The sequence below is a fragment of the Maricaulis sp. genome (genome assembly GCF_048270265.1).
Classification (GTDB): domain Bacteria; phylum Pseudomonadota; class Alphaproteobacteria; order Caulobacterales; family Maricaulaceae; genus Maricaulis.
On sequence record NZ_JBLWTD010000001.1, the window covers coordinates 290,213 to 307,757 of the forward strand.

11 protein-coding genes and 1 tRNA gene are annotated in these 17,545 nt (G+C 64.4%); 7 read left to right on the top strand and 5 right to left on the bottom strand.

Annotation, left to right across the window (positions count from 1 at the left end; all coding sequences use genetic code 11):
- Positions 1 to 397: 397 nt before the first annotated feature.
- The gene (locus ACN0YF_RS01390) at positions 398 to 1,723 is read right to left on the bottom strand and encodes a tyrosine-type recombinase/integrase (RefSeq protein ID WP_417493039.1); all 1,326 of its coding nucleotides are present in this window, start codon (positions 1,721 to 1,723) and stop codon (positions 398 to 400) included.
- Between the two features lie 495 nt (positions 1,724 to 2,218).
- Here ACN0YF_RS01390 and ACN0YF_RS01395 point away from each other — a divergent pair, with 495 nt between their 5' ends.
- The gene (locus ACN0YF_RS01395) at positions 2,219 to 4,795 is read left to right on the top strand and encodes a M14 family zinc carboxypeptidase (RefSeq protein WP_417493040.1); all 2,577 of its coding nucleotides are present in this window, start codon (positions 2,219 to 2,221) and stop codon (positions 4,793 to 4,795) included.
- A gap of 62 nt (positions 4,796 to 4,857) precedes the next feature.
- Here ACN0YF_RS01395 and bioD read toward each other — a convergent pair whose 3' ends face one another.
- Positions 4,858 to 5,508, bottom strand: coding sequence for a dethiobiotin synthase (gene bioD / locus ACN0YF_RS01400; RefSeq protein ID WP_417493041.1), 651 nt, complete (start codon positions 5,506 to 5,508; stop codon positions 4,858 to 4,860).
- Positions 5,508 to 6,701, bottom strand: a complete 1,194-nt coding sequence (gene bioF / locus ACN0YF_RS01405) for an 8-amino-7-oxononanoate synthase (RefSeq protein ID WP_417493042.1) — start codon at positions 6,699 to 6,701, stop codon at positions 5,508 to 5,510. The genes bioD and bioF overlap by 1 nt, the downstream gene beginning before the upstream one ends.
- A gap of 44 nt (positions 6,702 to 6,745) precedes the next feature.
- On the opposite strand from bioF, the gene ACN0YF_RS01410 reads away from it, so the two are divergent.
- Positions 6,746 to 8,029: an adenosylmethionine--8-amino-7-oxononanoate transaminase gene (locus ACN0YF_RS01410; RefSeq protein ID WP_417493043.1), complete on the top strand. Its 1,284-nt coding sequence runs from the start codon at positions 6,746 to 6,748 to the stop codon at positions 8,027 to 8,029.
- 101 nt (positions 8,030 to 8,130) lie between these two features.
- A tRNA-Asp gene (locus ACN0YF_RS01415) sits at positions 8,131 to 8,207 on the top strand.
- A 612-nt stretch (positions 8,208 to 8,819) separates the two neighbouring features.
- Here ACN0YF_RS01415 and ACN0YF_RS01420 read toward each other — a convergent pair.
- The gene (locus tag ACN0YF_RS01420) at positions 8,820 to 9,770 is read right to left on the bottom strand and encodes a hypothetical protein (protein ID WP_417493044.1); all 951 of its coding nucleotides are present in this window, start codon (positions 9,768 to 9,770) and stop codon (positions 8,820 to 8,822) included.
- 391 nt (positions 9,771 to 10,161) lie between these two features.
- On the opposite strand from ACN0YF_RS01420, the gene ACN0YF_RS01425 reads away from it, so the two are divergent.
- Both ACN0YF_RS01425 and ACN0YF_RS01430 read left to right on the top strand, forming a co-directional pair.
- Entirely contained in the window at positions 10,162 to 11,925 is a 1,764-nt protein-coding gene (locus ACN0YF_RS01425) for a DEAD/DEAH box helicase (RefSeq protein WP_417493045.1), read from the top strand.
- A 175-nt stretch (positions 11,926 to 12,100) separates the two neighbouring features.
- Positions 12,101 to 12,304: a dodecin family protein gene (locus ACN0YF_RS01430; RefSeq protein WP_339738876.1), complete on the top strand. Its 204-nt coding sequence runs from the start codon at positions 12,101 to 12,103 to the stop codon at positions 12,302 to 12,304.
- A 105-nt stretch (positions 12,305 to 12,409) separates the two neighbouring features.
- Here the strand turns inward: ACN0YF_RS01430 and ACN0YF_RS01435 are convergent, their stop codons facing one another.
- Positions 12,410 to 14,689, bottom strand: coding sequence for a patatin-like phospholipase family protein (locus ACN0YF_RS01435; RefSeq protein ID WP_417493046.1), 2,280 nt, complete (start codon positions 14,687 to 14,689; stop codon positions 12,410 to 12,412).
- Positions 14,690 to 14,840: 151 nt separating this feature from the next.
- Between ACN0YF_RS01435 and ACN0YF_RS01440 the strand changes: the two genes are divergently transcribed.
- Both ACN0YF_RS01440 and ACN0YF_RS01445 read left to right on the top strand, forming a co-directional pair.
- Positions 14,841 to 16,550, top strand: coding sequence for a carboxylesterase/lipase family protein (locus ACN0YF_RS01440; RefSeq protein WP_417493047.1), 1,710 nt, complete (start codon positions 14,841 to 14,843; stop codon positions 16,548 to 16,550).
- 103 nt (positions 16,551 to 16,653) lie between these two features.
- Complete coding sequence (locus ACN0YF_RS01445) at positions 16,654 to 17,520, top strand: alpha/beta fold hydrolase (RefSeq protein ID WP_417493048.1); 867 nt, start codon at positions 16,654 to 16,656, stop codon at positions 17,518 to 17,520.
- The last annotated feature ends 25 nt before the right edge of the window (positions 17,521 to 17,545 follow it).

A 17,545-nucleotide genomic window follows, 5' to 3' on the forward strand; every position in this document is an offset into this window, starting at 1 on the left:
CGTGTCAATTGCCTTCTGCCATCTAGTAGTGAATTGTTTGGACGAGACAAAAGAGTCATGCGATTTTGGTCGCCACTTCTCTGCGGCGCCTGTAGCGTTTTCTGTGTCAGTTTCGATATCCAATTGAATCATATTTAGGCGGAGAAGCTCTTGCACTTCTTCGCTCCCATGAACGTCAAAGCGAAGCATTGCAGAAACCGCATTTCGTAGGTCGATGAGGTCCTTCATGTCCGCTGAGCGATGGTAAAACCCGGTTGGGTTGCCCCAAGCTGAGCTTGCGAACCAGTCTGCGGCTAGGTCGGCTTCGCTTTGCGATATGTGAAGGTGCTTCCTGAATACGTCCTCAAGCGAAGGAGCGGCGGATTGCTTCTCGCCGTTCCGAGTGGGTATCGGATCATCAGCATCGGTCACGCTTAGCCTCCACTTCGATTGCCATTTCCGCAGGCTTCCCCGTCACAAGATCGTTCAACCGATGCGCCCAGGCGTCCAACGCCTCCCGCTTTTCGATTCCATAGTCGTATCTATTGTAGACGCGCGCAATTCCGCGCACGACGCCGGTCCGGTGATTTAGGACGGCCTCGATAACGTGCGGGGCAACGCGCAGTTCAGCCATCTGGCTGGCGCATGTCCGCCGGAGGTCGTGTATCGTGAAACGGTCAATCTCGACTTTTTCGCCGCGCTCCTCCTCCGCCGCCGCCGCCATTAGTCGGTCAAGACGGACCTTCGCTTTTGACCGGCCAGATATCGGGCTTAGTCCGGTGGTCGTGAAAACCAGCCCGTTGGGGCCGATAGCGGGCGCATTTTTGATGATGGCCAGCGCCGGGTCGGCAAGGGGAACCTTGTGTTCCTCCCCATTCTTCGCCCGCGCGGCGGGGATGGTCCATACGTTGCCCGGCGCCGTGATTTCGATCCGCTCGCCGTCAGCTTCCGTCACTTGGGTTATCTGCTCTTGCCCGATTTCACTCCGGGTAAGGCCGCTGACCTCACCGACGCGCTGCCCAGTCAGGAGGCACACTCGCAAGGCATCGCCAAACGGGTAGCCCATTGCGCCGGTCGCTTTCCAGAACCAGCGAATCTCGTCGACTGATAGCACCCGGTCGCGGCTTTGGGGCTCGAACGGCTTATTCATGCCAGCCATCGGGGAAGCCGCCATCCAGTCGCGGCCTATTGACCAGTTGAATAGCGCGCGCAGGGCTTCAAATGTCCGGTTGGCCATGATCGGCGCGGGGCGGTCGGCGATGCCATCAAGCAGTTCGATTATCTCGCGTTTCGTGATTTTGGCAGCAGGGCGCTGCCCGATGACGGGCAGAACGTACTTATCGAAAATCCGCTTCACCTCGCCGATAGATCGGAGTGCTTTCTCGCGGGGCCGCCGCTGCAAGTATTCCGCGACCAGCGCCGCGAGGGTGTCAGTTCGCTGATGTCCCGCAGCACCGGTCACAGTGCGCCGAGCCTTCATGTCGGTCGCTGGGTCTTCGCCCCGTTCAATCTTGTCCAGCGCTTTGGCGGCCATCCGGCGCGCGTCGGCAAGGCCAATTGCCGGAAATCTGCCAAGTGTGAGCTTTCGGCTTCGTCCGTTTTGACGGTAGCGCACCGCCCAGCTCTTCCGCCCGGTCGGTTGAATAATCAGGTAGAGCCCCGCTTGACCGGGGTCTGGCATCTCCAGCCGCCGCGACGGGTCTGGGGGGAGCGCCTTCACCTTTAGATCGGTGAGCCGTGTCATCGGATTCTGGTCTGTGAGCCGTGCCATTTCGAGTACCTTTCGCTGGCCAATATCTGTTACCCAAATCGTTCATGGGGTAACGCGAAGGGGCAATAGGCGACGTTTAGCTTCGCTATATCGGACTCTAACGTGAGTTCAATATTGTAGTCTAGACAGGGATGTAGCCGGTTGTCCGTGATAGGCCGCGTTATGCGCTGAAATGTGGGGAAAAATAGTTTACACCGAGAGGGTCGGGGGTTCGAGCCCCTCACCGCCCACCAGCCTTCGCTGCGAAGTAGCGAAGGCTGTCACGCCGTAGCCCGAAGGGCGAAGGCGGACCGCTCGCCATCTCGCAGCTACGGCTGGGCGAGCCCCACACCTGGCTGCCGGTCGCGCACCACGTCACCATGCCGCCACCACCCGCCCTGCGGCTTCGCAATCGCACCGGAAACGCTTGCCTCCCGAGCGCCACGCGCTAGCCTGCCTGCGACACACATTGCTTCCGGGGAGCCGCTCATGTCCGTTTTCAGATCTGTCGCCGCACTGCTTGTTCTCGGCCTGTCGTCACCGGCCCTGGCAGAGCCGATCGGCTTTTTCCAGCTGCGCGACACCGTCTATGACGCCTCGGTGCCGGCCCCGGAGGAACGCCTTGGCTTCGAGCTCGGTGACCGCCCGGTGCGCCATGAGCAGATGGTCAGCTATCTGACAGAGATTGCGCAGGGCTCTGACCGCATCACGGTCGAGACCATCGGCTATACCCACGAGCATCGCCCGATCCTGTTCTTTGTGGTGACCTCGCCGGAAAACCAGGCCCGGATCGATGATATCCGTGCCGATCACATCGCCCAGCTTGAACCGGGCGCTGCCGCGACCGACGGGCCGGCGATCCTCTGGCTGAACTACGGTGTCCACGGCGCTGAACCGGCCGGCATGGATGCGGCCATTCCAATGCTCTACCACCTGGCCGCTGCCCAGGGTGGGGCGATCGAACAGACGCTTGATGACAGCGTCATCCTGATCACCGCGATCTTCAATCCGGATGGCCATAACCGCCGCGTCAATGCGGTCGAGATGTTCGGCTCAGACGTTGCGGTGACGGATCCGGCGCATGCCCAGCACGCCACATGGGGCGAGGCGCGCACCAATCACTACTGGTTTGACCTCAATCGCCAATGGCTGCTCCAGACCCAACCGGAATCCCAGGCCTGGCTCACACAATGGCACCGCTGGAAGCCACAGGTCTCGGCCGATTTCCACGAAATGGGTACCGAGGCGACATTCTATTTCCATCCCGGTGAGCCGCGCCGCCTCAATCCGCTCATCCCGGACCAGGCCCGCGACCTGACCCTGAATATTGCCCGGCACCATGTCGGTTTTCTCGATTCGGAAGCGCGGCTCTACACGACTGAAGAGGGCTTCGACAATTTCTATGTCGGCAAGGGCTCGACCTATCCCCAGGTCAATGGCTCGCTGGGCATATTGTTCGAGATCGGTTCGGCCAAGGGCGGCTTGATCGAGTCCCAACGGGGGCTGGTCAGCCATGCCGACAATATCCGCACCCATTTCCGCACCGGGCTGACGACGATCTCCGGGGCCCTGGCCCAGCGCAGCGACATTGCGGCCTATCAGCGTCAATTCTTTGCTGACGCCGTCGCCAATGCCGGCCGCGATCGCACTCGCGGCTATGTCTTCTCCGCCGAGGGCGATCCGACGCGGCTCAATCTGTTCGTCGATCTGCTCGAGCGCCATGATATTCGCGTCAACGCCCTGGCCAGCGATCTGCGCGCGGGTGGCCGCACCTACCGGGCCGGCGAGGCCTACATCGTCTCGATGCGCCAGCCGCAATACACCATGATCCGCGCCATCTTCGACCGGGTCACAAGTTTCGAGGAGAACGTCTTCTACGACGTCTCCGGCTGGACACTGCCGCTGGCCTATGACCTCGAGTATGCGCCATTGACCGGGAACCTGCCTGCCGGGCCCGAGGTCCACAGCGCCGAGATCAGCTTCAGCGCGCCACCGGTCTCAAGCTATGGTTATGTGCTGCGGTGGTCCGACTATTACGCCCCGCGCGCCCTCTACCGGGTGCTTGATGCCGGCATCCGTGTCCGTATCGCGACCGAACCGGTTTCAATCATGACGAGCCAGGGCCTGGTCGAATTCGGGCCGGGTGCGGCGTTTATCCCGCTGGTCGGCCAGGATGTCGATTTGGACGACATCCACGCGCTGGTCTCCAGCATCGCAGTCGAGAATGGTGTGCCGGTCTATGCGGCCACCTCCGGCTCGACGCCGGGCGATACGCCGGATCTCGGTGACCGCAGCGGTTTCCGCGCCATCGAGCGGCCTGAAGTCCTGCTGGTGTTTGATGATGGCATTTCATCCTATGACGTCGGTGAGGTCTGGCACCAGCTTGATCACCGCATGCAGATGCCGGTAACCCTGCGCCGCAAGAGTGAACTGGGCGGGCTGGACTGGTCGCGCTATACGCATCTGATTGTTGTCGGCGGCGGCAATACCGGTTTTGCCGATGGTGATATGGAGCGTATCCGGGAATGGATCCGCACTGATGGCGGTGTGATGATCGCGACGCGCCAGGCGGCGGAGATGGCACAGGCGGCCTTCTTCCCCTCCGGCGAGGATGCAGACACCGGCGAGGCCGAAGCGGAAGACGGGGACGGTCAGCGGCGGCGCGATTATGCGGCGATGCCGATTGATGATGCCGAGCATGTCATTGGCGGTGCCATCTTCGCCGGCGATCTCGATTTCAGTCACCCGATCGGCTTTGGCTATTCCGACCGTTTCATCGCCCTGCACCGCAATACCGAACTCGTGCTGGATCGGCCGCAGGATGATCCCTTTGCGGTCGTGGTGGAGTATGCCGAGGATCCGCTGCTCTCCGGCTATGCCTCGCAGCGGCGCCAGGACGAGATCGCCGGCACGCCGGCGGTGATTGCCCAGCGTTATGGGCGTGGGAGTGTGGTGTTGTTCGCTGACAATCCCAATTTCCGCGCCACTTTCCGCGGCACCGAGAAGATGTTCCTGAACGCGATCTTTTTCGGCGGGCTGATCGACCGGCCACGGGGCGATTACTGAGGGCCGCCGCGCGGGCTAGAGGATCCGGCAGGCGAGCGGCGCACTCCGCTCGCCGTGCCGCATCACTCGCTGTCGAGAATGTCGAGCAGGGCGCCGGCATTGTCCGGGTCAAACACGCGCACATCCGCGCGGGGTGCATGACGGGCAATCGTCAGTGCCGTCTCGGTGGCGCTGACCGGTCCGGGTGCCTGCTGGTTGATGATCACGGTGCAGCGACCATCGAGCGCCCGGAGAGCCGTGAGCGTGTGCGAGATTGTGCCGAGATAATTGCCCGCAATCATGACCGGCCGCGCATCGAGTTCGCGGATCAGGTCGAGATTGAGTCCGTCCTCGGCGATTGGTGACATCACGCCGCCGGCACCTTCGATCAGGGTCGGTCCGGCCGGGTCGAGATGGTCGAGACACCAGTTCACCACCGCCGACAGACGCAGTTCGCGATTTTCCAGACGCGCCGCCATGTCGGGCGAGATCGCAGCCTTGAAACGCCAGGGTGTCATGGCGTGTACGGCTTGTGCGTCGAGCACTTGTTCATTGGCGCGCAGCAGGCGGATCGTATCGGTGGCGGACAGGGCGTCGGGGTCGAAGCCGGAGGCGACCGGTTTGAGAACACGGGTAGTCTTGCCCGCCGCCCGCCGGGCCGTCAGCAGGGCGCACAGGACATGCGTCTTGCCGATATCGGTGCCAGTGCCGGTGAAGAAGATGGGTCGCCGCATTATTCCGCCGCCTCCTGCTGTGGGGCATAGGCGGCAACGAGACCCGCCAGCCGGTCAATATCGGCTTCGTCATGGGCGGCCGAGAAGGTGATGCGCAGCCGCGCCGTGCCGCGCGGCACGGTGGGCGGCCGGATCGCGGTGACGAGAAAGCCGGCCTGCCGCAGCCGGCTGGAGGCTTCCAGCGCCGCGTTGGCGCTGCCGAGGATCACAGGCACGATGGGCGAGACCGGCGCGGGCAAACCAGCGGCGGCGCAGAAGCGGCGCGCCAGCAGGGCAGGCCGTTCGCACATCGCCGTGTCCGTTTCGACCAGATCAAGCGCCTTGAGGGCGGCAGCGATACTGGCGGGTGCCGGGGCGGTGGTGAAGACCAGTGGCCGGGCGCGGGTGCGCAGCAGCTCGCACACGGCGTTCGAGGCACACAGATAACCGCCATAACTGCCAAGCGATTTCGACAATGTCCCCATTTGCAACGGTGCCAGGGCCGGGGGAGTGAAGGCGTGGGCCGAGCCGCGTCCGCCGGCAATCACTCCGACGCCATGGGCGTCGTCGACCAGCGTCCAGGCGTCATGGCGGTCAGCGATCGCCAGCAGGCCGGGCAGGGGTGCCAGATCGCCATCCATCGAGAAGACGCCATCCGTCAGGATCATGGCGCGGCGCGCATCGGGGCGCATTTTGGCAAGTCTGGCTTCGAGATCGGCCAGGTCATTGTGCCGGAAGGTCTCGACACGGGCGCGTGAAAGCTGCGCGCCGGCGAACAGACAGGCATGGGCCAGCTCATCGATCAGGATCAGATCGCCTGCGCCCATGAGAGCTGGTGCGATCGCCAGATTGGCCAGATAGCCCGAGCCAAACACGATGCAGTCCTCAGTGCCTTTGAAGCGGGCCAGACGGGCTTCCAGCTCGAACAGGAGCGGGTGACCGCCGGTCACCAGCCGTGATGCGCCGGCGCCGGTGCCATGGCGCGCGGTCGCAGCCTGTGCCGCGGCGATCACTTCGGGGTGGCGCGAGAGGCCGAGATAATCATTGGAGCAGAAATTGAGCAGGGTGCGCCCGTCCTGTTCGACGCGGACGGCGTCGAGCCCGTCGGTCTCGACAATGCGGCGGCGCAGCTGGCGGCGTTCCAGCCCGGCCAGCTTGGAGCTGGCGAAGGCGTCGAGGCTTGCGGCGGCGGGCATGGATTCGGGCGATGTCATCTCAGCCCTGTCGCACAGAATTCAGGCCTGCTAAAGCCCCGGCCATGAAAACAGCGATCGCCGATCCGGCCAGCCAGCATCTATGGCGCCCCTATACCCAGATGAAAACCACGCCGGCAGCCCTGCCGGTCGTCTCGGCCGAGGGGGTGCGGATTCGCCTCGCGGATGGCCGCGAGCTGATTGATGGCATCTCCTCCTGGTGGACGGTGTGCCATGGCTATCGGCATCCCCACATCATAGATGCCGTGAAGGCTCAGCTCGATCTGGTGCCGCATATCATGCTCGGCGGGCTGACCCATGATCCGGCCGAAAGACTCGCCGCCCGGCTGGCCGCGCTGGCGCCGGGCGAGCTCAATCATGTCTTCTTCTGCGAATCCGGATCGGTCTCGGTCGAGATCGCGATGAAGATGGCGATCCAGTTCTGGATCAATCAGGGCGTTGCCGGCCGCACCAAATTCGTCGCCTTCCGCGGCGGCTATCATGGCGACACCATCGCCACCATGTCGGTCTGTGATCCCGATGAGGGCATGCATTCCCTGTTTGGCGGCTCGCTGCCGCACCAGATCATCGCCGACCTTCCTGCCGATGCCGATTCGCGTGCCCGATTCGAGGCGCTGCTCGACGCGCATGCCGGCGAAATTGCCGGCGTCATGACCGAGCCGCTGGTTCAGGGGGCAGGGGGAATGAAATTCCACACGCCGGAAACCCTGCAGGCCATGCGTGAGGCCTGCGATGCGCGCGGCCTGCCGCTGATCTTCGATGAGATCATGACCGGTTTTGGCCGCCTGGGCACGATGTTCGCGGCCGAGAAAGCCGGCGTGACGCCCGATATCATGACGGTCTCCAAGGCGCTGACCGGTGGCACCTTGCCTTTGGCTGCGGCCATTGCCTCCAAACAAATCTTCAACGCCTTCTGGAGCGATGAGGCTTCGGCGGCGCTGATGCACGGGCCGACCTATATGGGCAATCCGGCTGCCTGTGCTGCGGCCAATGCCTCGCTGGACCTGTTCGAACGCGAGCCACGCCTGCAGCAGGTCGGTGTCATTGAAAGTACCTTTGCGCGTCTCCTGCCGGCGGCGCGTGATATTCCCGGTGTCATTGATGTGCGCTGGCAGGGCGCGATCGGCGTGATCGAGATGGCAGGCCTGCCGGAACTCGATTCGCTGAAGGCGGATTTTGTTGACGCAGGGATTTGGGTGCGCCCCTTCAACAACATCATCTACCTGATGCCGCCCTTCGTGATCGGCGATAGCGATCTGGAAACGCTGATAAACACCTGTCTGGGCGTGACGCGGCGCTGGGCCGAACGGCATTTTGCAGGGCTTTAGGCCAGCCGCTGCTTTCGGGCTGTTGAGGCCTGCCCAAAGTCGCTTGACCGGGGAGCAGTGAAACCTTAGACAAACGCCTCTCGCTGAGGCGGGAACACCAAGCGGGTGTAGCTCAGTTGGTTAGAGCGCCGGCCTGTCACGCCGGAGGTCGCGGGTTCGAGTCCCGTCACTCGCGCCATTTTCTTCTCTCGAGGATTTCGAGGGCGAAGATGGTCCTGGATACGAAGACGGCCGCCCCTTGGGGCGGCCGTTTCGCGTAGTGGCGCGGCTGGCGGGTTGATGAGCTCAAGTTCGAATGAGCGGAGATCAAAGAGGAATTGTTTCGGTGTCGCTGGTTGCGACCGTGTCCCTGGTGGTCCTGACGCAGGCGGCCTCAGCCCAGAACGCCCCGAGGAGGCAGCTTGAGGCCGATATCCAGGCCGTCACCAACCAGCCGGCTGAGGCAGGGGTCTGGGTCATGGACCCGAACCAGCAGGCCTAGGTCCTCGTGCCGCAAAGCGTTGCGCAAATTAAGGGTGGAACCACCTATCCGGCCGATGCCTTGCCCCAAGGCTACCCGACCGGAAGCACCTTCATGGCTCTGATCAATTCCTTTGCCGAGAGCGACGCGGGCGAGAAAACGCCCCGCTCGGGTGTGACGTCATTCTGACCTCCGAAGCGTTCTGATCGGTCAGGAAGGTGCGTGCGGCGGCGGTCAATGGCGTGCGTTCTGACATGACGCCGGTTACGGCGGACGTGTACGCATTCCTTTGACCCCTGGTGTTGCCCGGCCCATCGCCGGCCGGCGCGGTCAGTCCCAGGCCTCGCGCTCCGCATCGGCGATATCGGCGAGCTGGTCGACACCGGCCGCGGCGATGCGCGCCCGGCGAATGCCCTGCTGGGCCCGGTTGTTCAGCGAGGGGTCGAGTTCCATCACCCGATAATAATAATTCTCGGCGGCGCTGGTATCGCTCACCAGTTCCGAACATATCCCCAGATTCAAAAGCAGACCGGCGCTGTTGGGCTCCAGCGCCTCGAGCGCCCCCCATTCCTGGCAGGCATCGTAGACGGCATCGTTCTGGGCCAGGTCCGTGGCGTATTCGAAGGCGGGGCGATTGGCTTCGCTGACGGTGTCTGAATTGGTGAAGAAGGCGGCGGTGAACTGTTGATTGTGCGGCGCCACATCAAGCAGGACAGCGCTGGCGATGCCCTGGGCGGCCTGGTATTCCAGCTGACCATAGGTGCGCGATGCCGCCTGGCCGGGACACCAGCTGTCCTGGGCGCGATTGCGGTGATCACGGGAATAGACGATGAGGCCGGTGCGGGCATCGACCAGATCGATCTGGGCTGCGAGGTCGACATAATAGCGCGTGCAGGTCACCTCGCGGTTGACGCGGGAGCCGCAGCGATCATCGCCGGAGCGGACGCAAACCGATTGCGTGGTCTGGTAGTATTCTTCCTGGCGGCGGTCATTGATCATGCGGCCACCGTAAAGACCGTCGGCACGGCGTTGGTCGCGGACCACGCTGAAGAAAGGCTGTCCGTCCAGCGTGTGGCGGCCCAGCGCGGTTTCGAGCGCATCACGCACGGCGTTGCCGCCGCGGCCGCGCAGGTCTCCGACATAAACGACGCGCAACAGCGAGGCCTCGGGATAACGGGCCGGTGCAACGACCGAGACCGGGACGGTGGTCGCGCAGGCACCGAGCATGAGTGCCAGACCGAGTGCGCAGGCGCGGAGCATCGTATTGGGCGGCATGGTCATTCCCCTGAAGTTTTCCAGCATGGCTGTCTTGGCAAAAAGGTTAACGGGTATTGGCGTCAATGCAACGGCTGATGGGACGGCGGGCATCGCGAGTCCTGTGCGCCTGGCCCCCTGCGCGACAGGCGAGGCGGGGCCATGCCGGTCTTGCGAAATGACTTGCTGCCGCAGCCTATCCGTGGGAGAGGGCAGGTAACATGCCGTGCGTAGATGATGTGAATCTCATCGACGGCGTGTGTTGGCGAGATTAACTGCGTATCGATCCCAGCCAAACCAGACGTGCCGCTTGCGGCACACCGACATGGCGGCTGTTCTACGCAAGCTTCCTCGATGCAAACACGGCGTCGTACGCGGCGGGCCCTTGGCCTGCGCGACGGACGCCTATTATGAAAGCGTGCCCCCCTTGACCAAGTTTACCGATCTCGGCCTTGCCGAGCCTATCCTTCGCGCCCTGACCTCGGAGGGCTATGAAAGCCCCACCCCGATCCAGGCCGAATTCATCCCCGAAATGCTGGCCGGCCGCGATCTCGTTGGTATCGCCCAGACCGGGACCGGCAAGACCGCCGCCTTTCTGCTGCCCATCCTCAATGGCCTGGCCGCGGCGAGCGGACCGGTTGACCCGAAATGCTGCCGCGCCCTGATCCTGACTCCGACCCGCGAGCTGGCGGCCCAGATCGAACAGGCCATTCGCGCCTATGGCCGGCATGTGCGCTTTTCCGTCGCCCTTGTGGTCGGCGGTTCCAAGCCGTTTCCGCAAATCCGTGCCCTGTCACGCGGTGTCGATATCGTCGTCGCGACGCCGGGACGGCTGGTCGATCATATGGATTCCGGAGCGATCAAGCTCAACCAGACCCGCACCCTTGTTCTCGACGAGGCGGACCAGATGCTCGATCTCGGCTTCTTGCCGGCGGTGCGGGACATTTCGGCCAAGCTGAACTTCAATCGTCAAACCGTTCTGACCTCGGCGACCATGCCGAAACAGATCAAGGCCCTGATCAAGGATCTGCTCAAGGATCCCAAGCATATCTCCGTCGCCGGACAGTCGCAGCCGATCGAGGCGATCGACCAGCAGGCGATCCTGTGTAACCGCGAATCCAAGCGCTCCCTGCTGCTCGACATCCTGTCGGCGCAGGATATGACCCGCGGCATCGTGTTTACGCGCACCAAGCGCGGCGCCGACCGGGTGCACGAGCATCTCGTCAAATACGGCCTCAACGCCAAGGCGATCCATGGCGACAAGTCGCAGGGGGAACGTACGCGGGCACTGGACGGCTTTCGCCGCGGCAAGGTGAAAATCCTTGTCGCTACCGATGTCGCCGCGCGCGGTATTGATGTCGACAATATCTCCCATGTCGTCAATTACGAGCTGCCCAATGTGCCGGAAGCCTATGTTCACCGCATTGGCCGCACTGCCCGGGCCGGCAAGACGGGGGTGGCGATTTCCCTCGTCGATGGCACGGAGAAGCATTATCTGCGCGATATCGAGCATCTGATCGGCACCACCATCCCGAAGGTCGCGGCCGGTCATGTTGTCGAGCTCGAGGGCGATGAGGCCGACGCCGCCGTACCGACCAAACCGCGTCCCAAGCCGGTCAAGCGGGCCTTCCAGGCCCAGACCGTCGCTCGCGATGGTGACGGGGCCCGCAAGACGTCCCGTCCTGCGCCGCATGGCAAGCCCGCTGGGTCTGCCCGCGACGGCGAAGCGTTCAAGCGCCGTGATGGCGCTCCGCGCGCTGAGGGCCGGCCGGGCAGCCGCGGCAAGTCCGCCGGTGGCGCTCGCTCCGGAGAGGCCTTCAAGCAACGCGACGCCGGGCCAGGCCAGGGCGGACGCCCGGAGCGGGGCCGTTCGGAACGCGCACGCCCGGAGGGGGCCCGGCCAGAGCGTGCCCGGGTCGAGCGTGACGGTGCGCCGCGCGGCGAGGGCCGTCCGGCCTCCCGTGGCAAATCCGCTACCGGTCCCCGCGATGCCGACAAGCGGGAGGATCGCAGGCCGGCAGGGCATGGCAAGCCGGGCCGTGATGGTGACAAGCCGCGCTCCAAGGGTGGTTCGCGCCCCCAGGGACCTGCGGGCAAGGGCAAGGTGTCGCGCGGCGGGGAAGGCAAGATCTTCAAACCACGTCGGCCCGGCAGCCGGCCGCCGTCAGGGCGTTCGGCCTGACGGCTGACGCGTGCCACTGCGGGCGGGTCCGGCGGCGTCGGCCGGGGCCGCGCGCAACATTTGGTGGCCTAATGCGAGCGTTTCAGGCTTAATCGCGGTCCCCGATTCGGCAGTGAGGCCGTTGCGGGGCCCGTCTCGCAGAGGCGCATTGCCCCCCTGAACAAGGAAATCCACCATGTCCGTCGCCCGTATCACTGAAATCTCCTCCACCTCCTCGAAAAGCTTCGATGAAGCCGTCCGCAAGGGTATCGAACGCGCCAGCAAGACGCTGCGCAATATCCGCGGCGCCTGGGTCAAGGAACAACAGGTCATCGTCGAGGACGGCAAGCTCACCAAATTCAAGGTGAACCTTCTCGTGACCTTCGAACTGGAAGACTAGTTCGAGCCGGACGACCGGTCCTGCGCCTCGTCGCGCCGAACCTGTCGCCTGCATACATGGTCCGGGGCACTTCGTGTGCTCCGGACCACGTGTATCCGGGGATGGTCAGAAGGGCCGCCCCACGAACAGATACAGGGATTGCCGCCCGGTGTCGGCGCGGCCATAGGCCATATACACCGGGCCGAGCACGGTGTCGGCGGACAGGAAGACACTGCCGGCAAGCGTGATGTCCGAGCTGCTGACCAGATCGCGGTCAGCCCAGACATTGCCGCCTTCAAGCGAAACACCGGCATAGAGCGGCACACCGAAGGCCTGGGTATTGGCGGCGTTGAGGCGGCGGCGGTAGACCAGACGTCCGAGCGCAAAGCTCTCGCCGATCAATTCCTCGTCCTTGTATCCCGACAGGCTGAACAACCCGCCCAGCCGGTAGAGCGAGTCCAGCGGCATGACCCCGGACAGGTTGGAGCCGGCATCCAGTTGCATGATCACCGTGTCGGCGCCGCGCGACCAGGCCTGCATGGCGTGGGCTTCAAGGCTCTCGAAATCGGCGCTGGCGCCGAGGGTTTCGCGCGCGACTGACAGTTGCGACGACAAACGCATCCCTTCAGTCGGGAAGAAGGCGTTGTCGAGCGTGTCGATCCCGGCCGACAGATTGATCTGGCCGATATCGATATCGACCTCGTCCGGTGTCGCATAACCCTCTTCCAGCGAGGCCTGGCCGGTGCCGCGCTGATAGCCGATCCGGACTTCCGCCGGATAGTCGAACTGCCAGCCGGCATCGAGCTGGGCCTCGGCATAGGTGGCACGATAGGAGCCGGTCCGGAAACCATCGGCGCGGTAGCGAGGGATATTGCGGATCACGAAATTGGCCCGCGGCGCGACGAAGAGATTCTGCGACGTGTCGAACAGTTTGAACATTTCTGCGGAAAGCCCGAAACGGTCACCGAACATGGCGTCGATGCGGATTTCCGAGCCATAGGGGTCGATTGGCAGCGAACGGTATTCCAGGGAAATCCGGTATTCCCCATCACCATCGAAATCATTCTCGAGGGTCACTCCGACGCGGATATTGGCGATGTCATCGGGTCGGGCATCGGCATTGATGACCAGCGCCGTTGCCTCGCCATGCCGTGCAAGCTCGTAGGAGACCTGATCAAACGCGCCCAGGCCGTAGATCGTCGCCAGGTCGTCGGCCAGGGCATCGACGTCGAGCGGCGCGCCGGTGCGTTGGGAAATGTGGTCAAGCAGGAGTTCGGAACTCAGGCGCGAGCTGTTGTGGATCTGGACCTCGTCGATCTCGGGGACCGGCGGCGCGACGAGGGGGGTGTGATGGGTCTGCAGGGCCTGCAAACGGTCGAACACCTCGTTGGCCGCGAGTTCACCGGCCGCGATCAGCTCTTCCCCGCGGGTGAAGTCCCCGGCGGTCAGATCGCCCTGGCTGACCTGGATCAGAATATCCTGCGGGCCGAGCAGGGCCAGCTGTGCGGTTTCGTTGGACAGGACCAGCAGCGTCATGGACTGGGTGAGCAATTCCACACCGGTGCGCAATTCCTCGGCCGTGAGCAGGCGGCCCTGGACGGCGACGACGATGATGATGTCGGCGCCCATCGCCTGGGCGATATCGACCGGTATGTTCTTGCTCAGCCCGCCATCGACCAGCATTTGACCGTTGATCTCCTCCGGCGGCAGCGCTCCGGGCACGGCCATCGAGGCGCGCATCGCCATGGCCAGGTCGCCTTCGCTGAGGCTGACCGGCGCGCCGGTCGCGATATCGGTCGCGACAGCGCGGAACGGGATCGGCATATCGTCGAAAGATCCACGGCCGGGATTGCGAACCAGATTGCGCAGGGCAAGATTGAGATTCTGGTCATTGATGAAGGCGCGCGGCAGGCGCAGACCGTACCGGTCGAGGTCGAAACTCAGCTCGGCGGGAAAGTCTTCCTCGATGCGGCGGCGGCGGTAGGACTGGGACCGGCGCGGCGGATCGGCGCTGAAGACGCGTGTCCAGTCCAGCGAGAGCACGGCCTCTTCCAGCTCGGCCGCCGAATAGCCTGACGCATACAGGCCGCCGACGATGGCGCCCATTGATGTGCCAACGACGAGGTCAGGCTGGACACCGGCGCGTTCCAGCGTCGCGATGGCGCCGACATGGGCAATGCCCAGGGCGCCGCCGCCGGACAGGACGAGCGCGATGCGTGGATGATTGCAGGGCGCGGGCGCCGGATTGCAGCGCGTCCAGCGATTCGGTTCGGTGACCGGCGGGGGCAGGGTCATCAGGCCGTCAGCATAGTCGGCAGTCTGGGCGGCCGCGGCCGCGCCGGCCAGCGCCAGGCCGGCAGCCAGCACCATCCGGAGACCATGCCCGATGTCTGAAATCACGCCCATATCCGTATCCTGTCTCAGGTCGAGGCGAGCCCGCCACCCCCTTGTTTGGGGAGCTGCGGCCCAAGGTCAAGAGCTCGCTTGCGCGATCACGTCTTGCCCCCGGCCGCTATTCACCGCACCTTTCCGGCGAAGTTGTGGCTTGGGGGCCGATATGCGCATCATTTTTCCAGTGATTTTCGGGTTGGCACTCGCTGCCTGCAGTGGTCCGGCAGAGCCACCGGCACGGCCGGAGCCGGACGCATCGACGCTGCGGGTGCTCGGGCAGGGTGAGGTGGTCGGTTTTCGCACCGCGCGCGGCGCCGATGCCTGGCGCGGGCTGGCCTTTGCGGCGCCTCCGACCGGTGATTTGCGCTGGCGCGCCCCGCGCGCCGTCGGCCAGCACGAGGGCGTGTTTGAGGCGCTGGAATCATCGGGGCGCTGTCCCCAGATCACCAATGGCTATGATGCTGGTCTCGAACCCGGCCAGCTGATCGGCGCTGAGGATTGTCTCTATCTCGATATCTACGCCCCGCCGGGCGCGGCCGGGCGTGATCTGCCGGTGATGTTTTTCATTCATGGCGGCGCCAATACCTGGGGCTATGCGGCCCAGTATGACGCCTCTCAGCTCGCGCTTGACCAGGATGTGATCGTGGTCGTGACGCAATACCGGCTGGGACCGTTGGGCTGGTTTGCGCATCCGGCCTTGCGCGAGGACGCCCTGGTGCCCGCAGACGCGGCCGCGAATTTCGCCTTGCTCGACCAGATCGCCGGCCTCGCCTGGGTCCGGGACAATATTGCGGCGTTTGGCGGTGATGCCGGGCGGGTGACGATTTTCGGCGAGAGCGCCGGGGCGCAGAATGTTCTGGCCCTGATGGCCTCGCCTCTGGCCGATGGCCTGTTCCATCGGGCGATCGCCGAGAGCGGCACCATGCGCAGTGTCTCGCTGGCCCGCGCCGAGGGCACCGAGCCCTTGCCCGACAGTGCGCTGGACGAGATCGCAGGGATAGAGGCCGCCGCGCATTTTGCCGGAGCCGCTGCGCCGGCCTCGGCACTGCGCGCCGCCCCGCTTGATGCCATCTTCAACGCCTATGGCGAAGCAGACATGCCGCGCGTGATCGAGGATGGCGTCACCTTGATGAGCGGTGGCATGCGCGCCGCCTTCTCGGATCCGACCCGTGATTTCGTGCCGCTCATCACCGGCACCAATCGGGATGAGTACCGGCTGTATCTCGCCTTCGATCCGGAGTTCACCAAGACGACGCTGGGCGTGATCCGCAACCGGCGTGATCCGGCGCGTTATGTGGCGATGGGCGATATCGGCGCCCGGCTGTGGCGGATGGACGGGGTTGATGATGCCGCCAACCGGCTGCTGGCATCAGGTCATGATGAGGTCTGGGCCTATCGCTTTGACTGGGACGAGGGGGGCACGCTGCTCTTCACCGACACCGGTGCCCTGCTCGGCGCCGCCCACACCATGGAACTGCCGTTCGTGTTCAATGACTTCTCAATTCTCTACGGCGATATCAGCAAGGTCTTGTTCACCACCGACAACGCCGCTGGCCGTCAGGCCGTGGCCGAGGCAATGGGGGCCTATTGGGGAGCCTTCGCCCATGCCGGCGATCCCAATGCCGGCAATGAAGACCGGCTGGAATGGCCAAGCTGGGAGGCGGGCGGCCGTCTGATGCGCTTTGACTCGCCGGCGGATGGCGGTCCGGAAATCCTGACCGGCAGCGATGACTGGGACAGCCTGCCGCGGGAGATCCTCGCCAATGATGATCTCACCCGGGCCGACCATTGTGCGATCGCGGATGTTGCCGTGATGCGCGATGTCGGCGCCGGTGAACGCATGCGCCAGACCCTCGGCTGCGCAACGGTGGAGTGAGCCCCGGTGCATGGTCGTCATGCAGCCTGCGGCATTGATTGCGCTGGCGGGCGGTGATTGAAATCGACGCGCCCCGCTTTGGGCAGCCGAGGGACAAGCGCGCATGACATCGCCTGAATACCGTGAGTTTGAGCTGGCTGACGGCGTTATGTCGGCGCGTGTCTGGCCTCATGCGGGGGCGCCGGTGATGGTGTTTGCCCACGCCAACGGGTTTTGCGCCCGTGCCTACGACCAGATGCTGACGCCACTGGCGGACCGGTTCGAAATCATCGCCGTGGATTTGCGTGGCCATGGCCGCACCCGCCTGCCGACCGATCCGGAGACCCATCGCAGCTGGGATATCCTCGCCGCCGATTTGCGCGCTGTCTATGATCAGCTGCCACAGCCACCGGCGCTGCTGGCCGGTCATTCCATGGGGGCGATCAGCACTTTGCTGGCGGCGGCGCAGATGCCGGACAGCCCGACCCTGGCCCTGGTCGAGCCGGTGGTTCTGCCGTTGAGCTTCAGCCTGATAGCCCGCTGGCCCTGGCACAACCCGCTCAAGGGGCGGTTCGGGCTCGCCAAGCTTGCCCGCCGCCGTGCGGATGGTTGGCCCGACCGGGCCGCGGCGGCGGATCGCTATCGCCGCCACAAGGCGTTTGCCAGCTGGGCGCCCGGCGTGCTCGAGGATTATCTCGCTGACGGACTGGTGGAAGACGCCAATGGCGTGCGCCTTGCCTGCAACCCGCAATGGGAGGCTGCCAATTACGAATCGCAGGGCCATGACGTGTTGCGAGCGGCGCGCGTGGTCGGCGGCCGGGCGCATGTCCTGCGGGTCGAGCACGGATCAACCGTGGTCAATCGTGCCGGACTCGAGCGGCGCGGCGTGAAGATTGACGACATGAACGGGGTTGGCCATCTGGCCCCGATGGAAGCGCCGCAGCGGGTTGCGGCCTGGATTGTCGGCGTGGCTGATGCGGCGGCGGTGTGAGCCGGTTGCGCCGCCATGTTTGCGC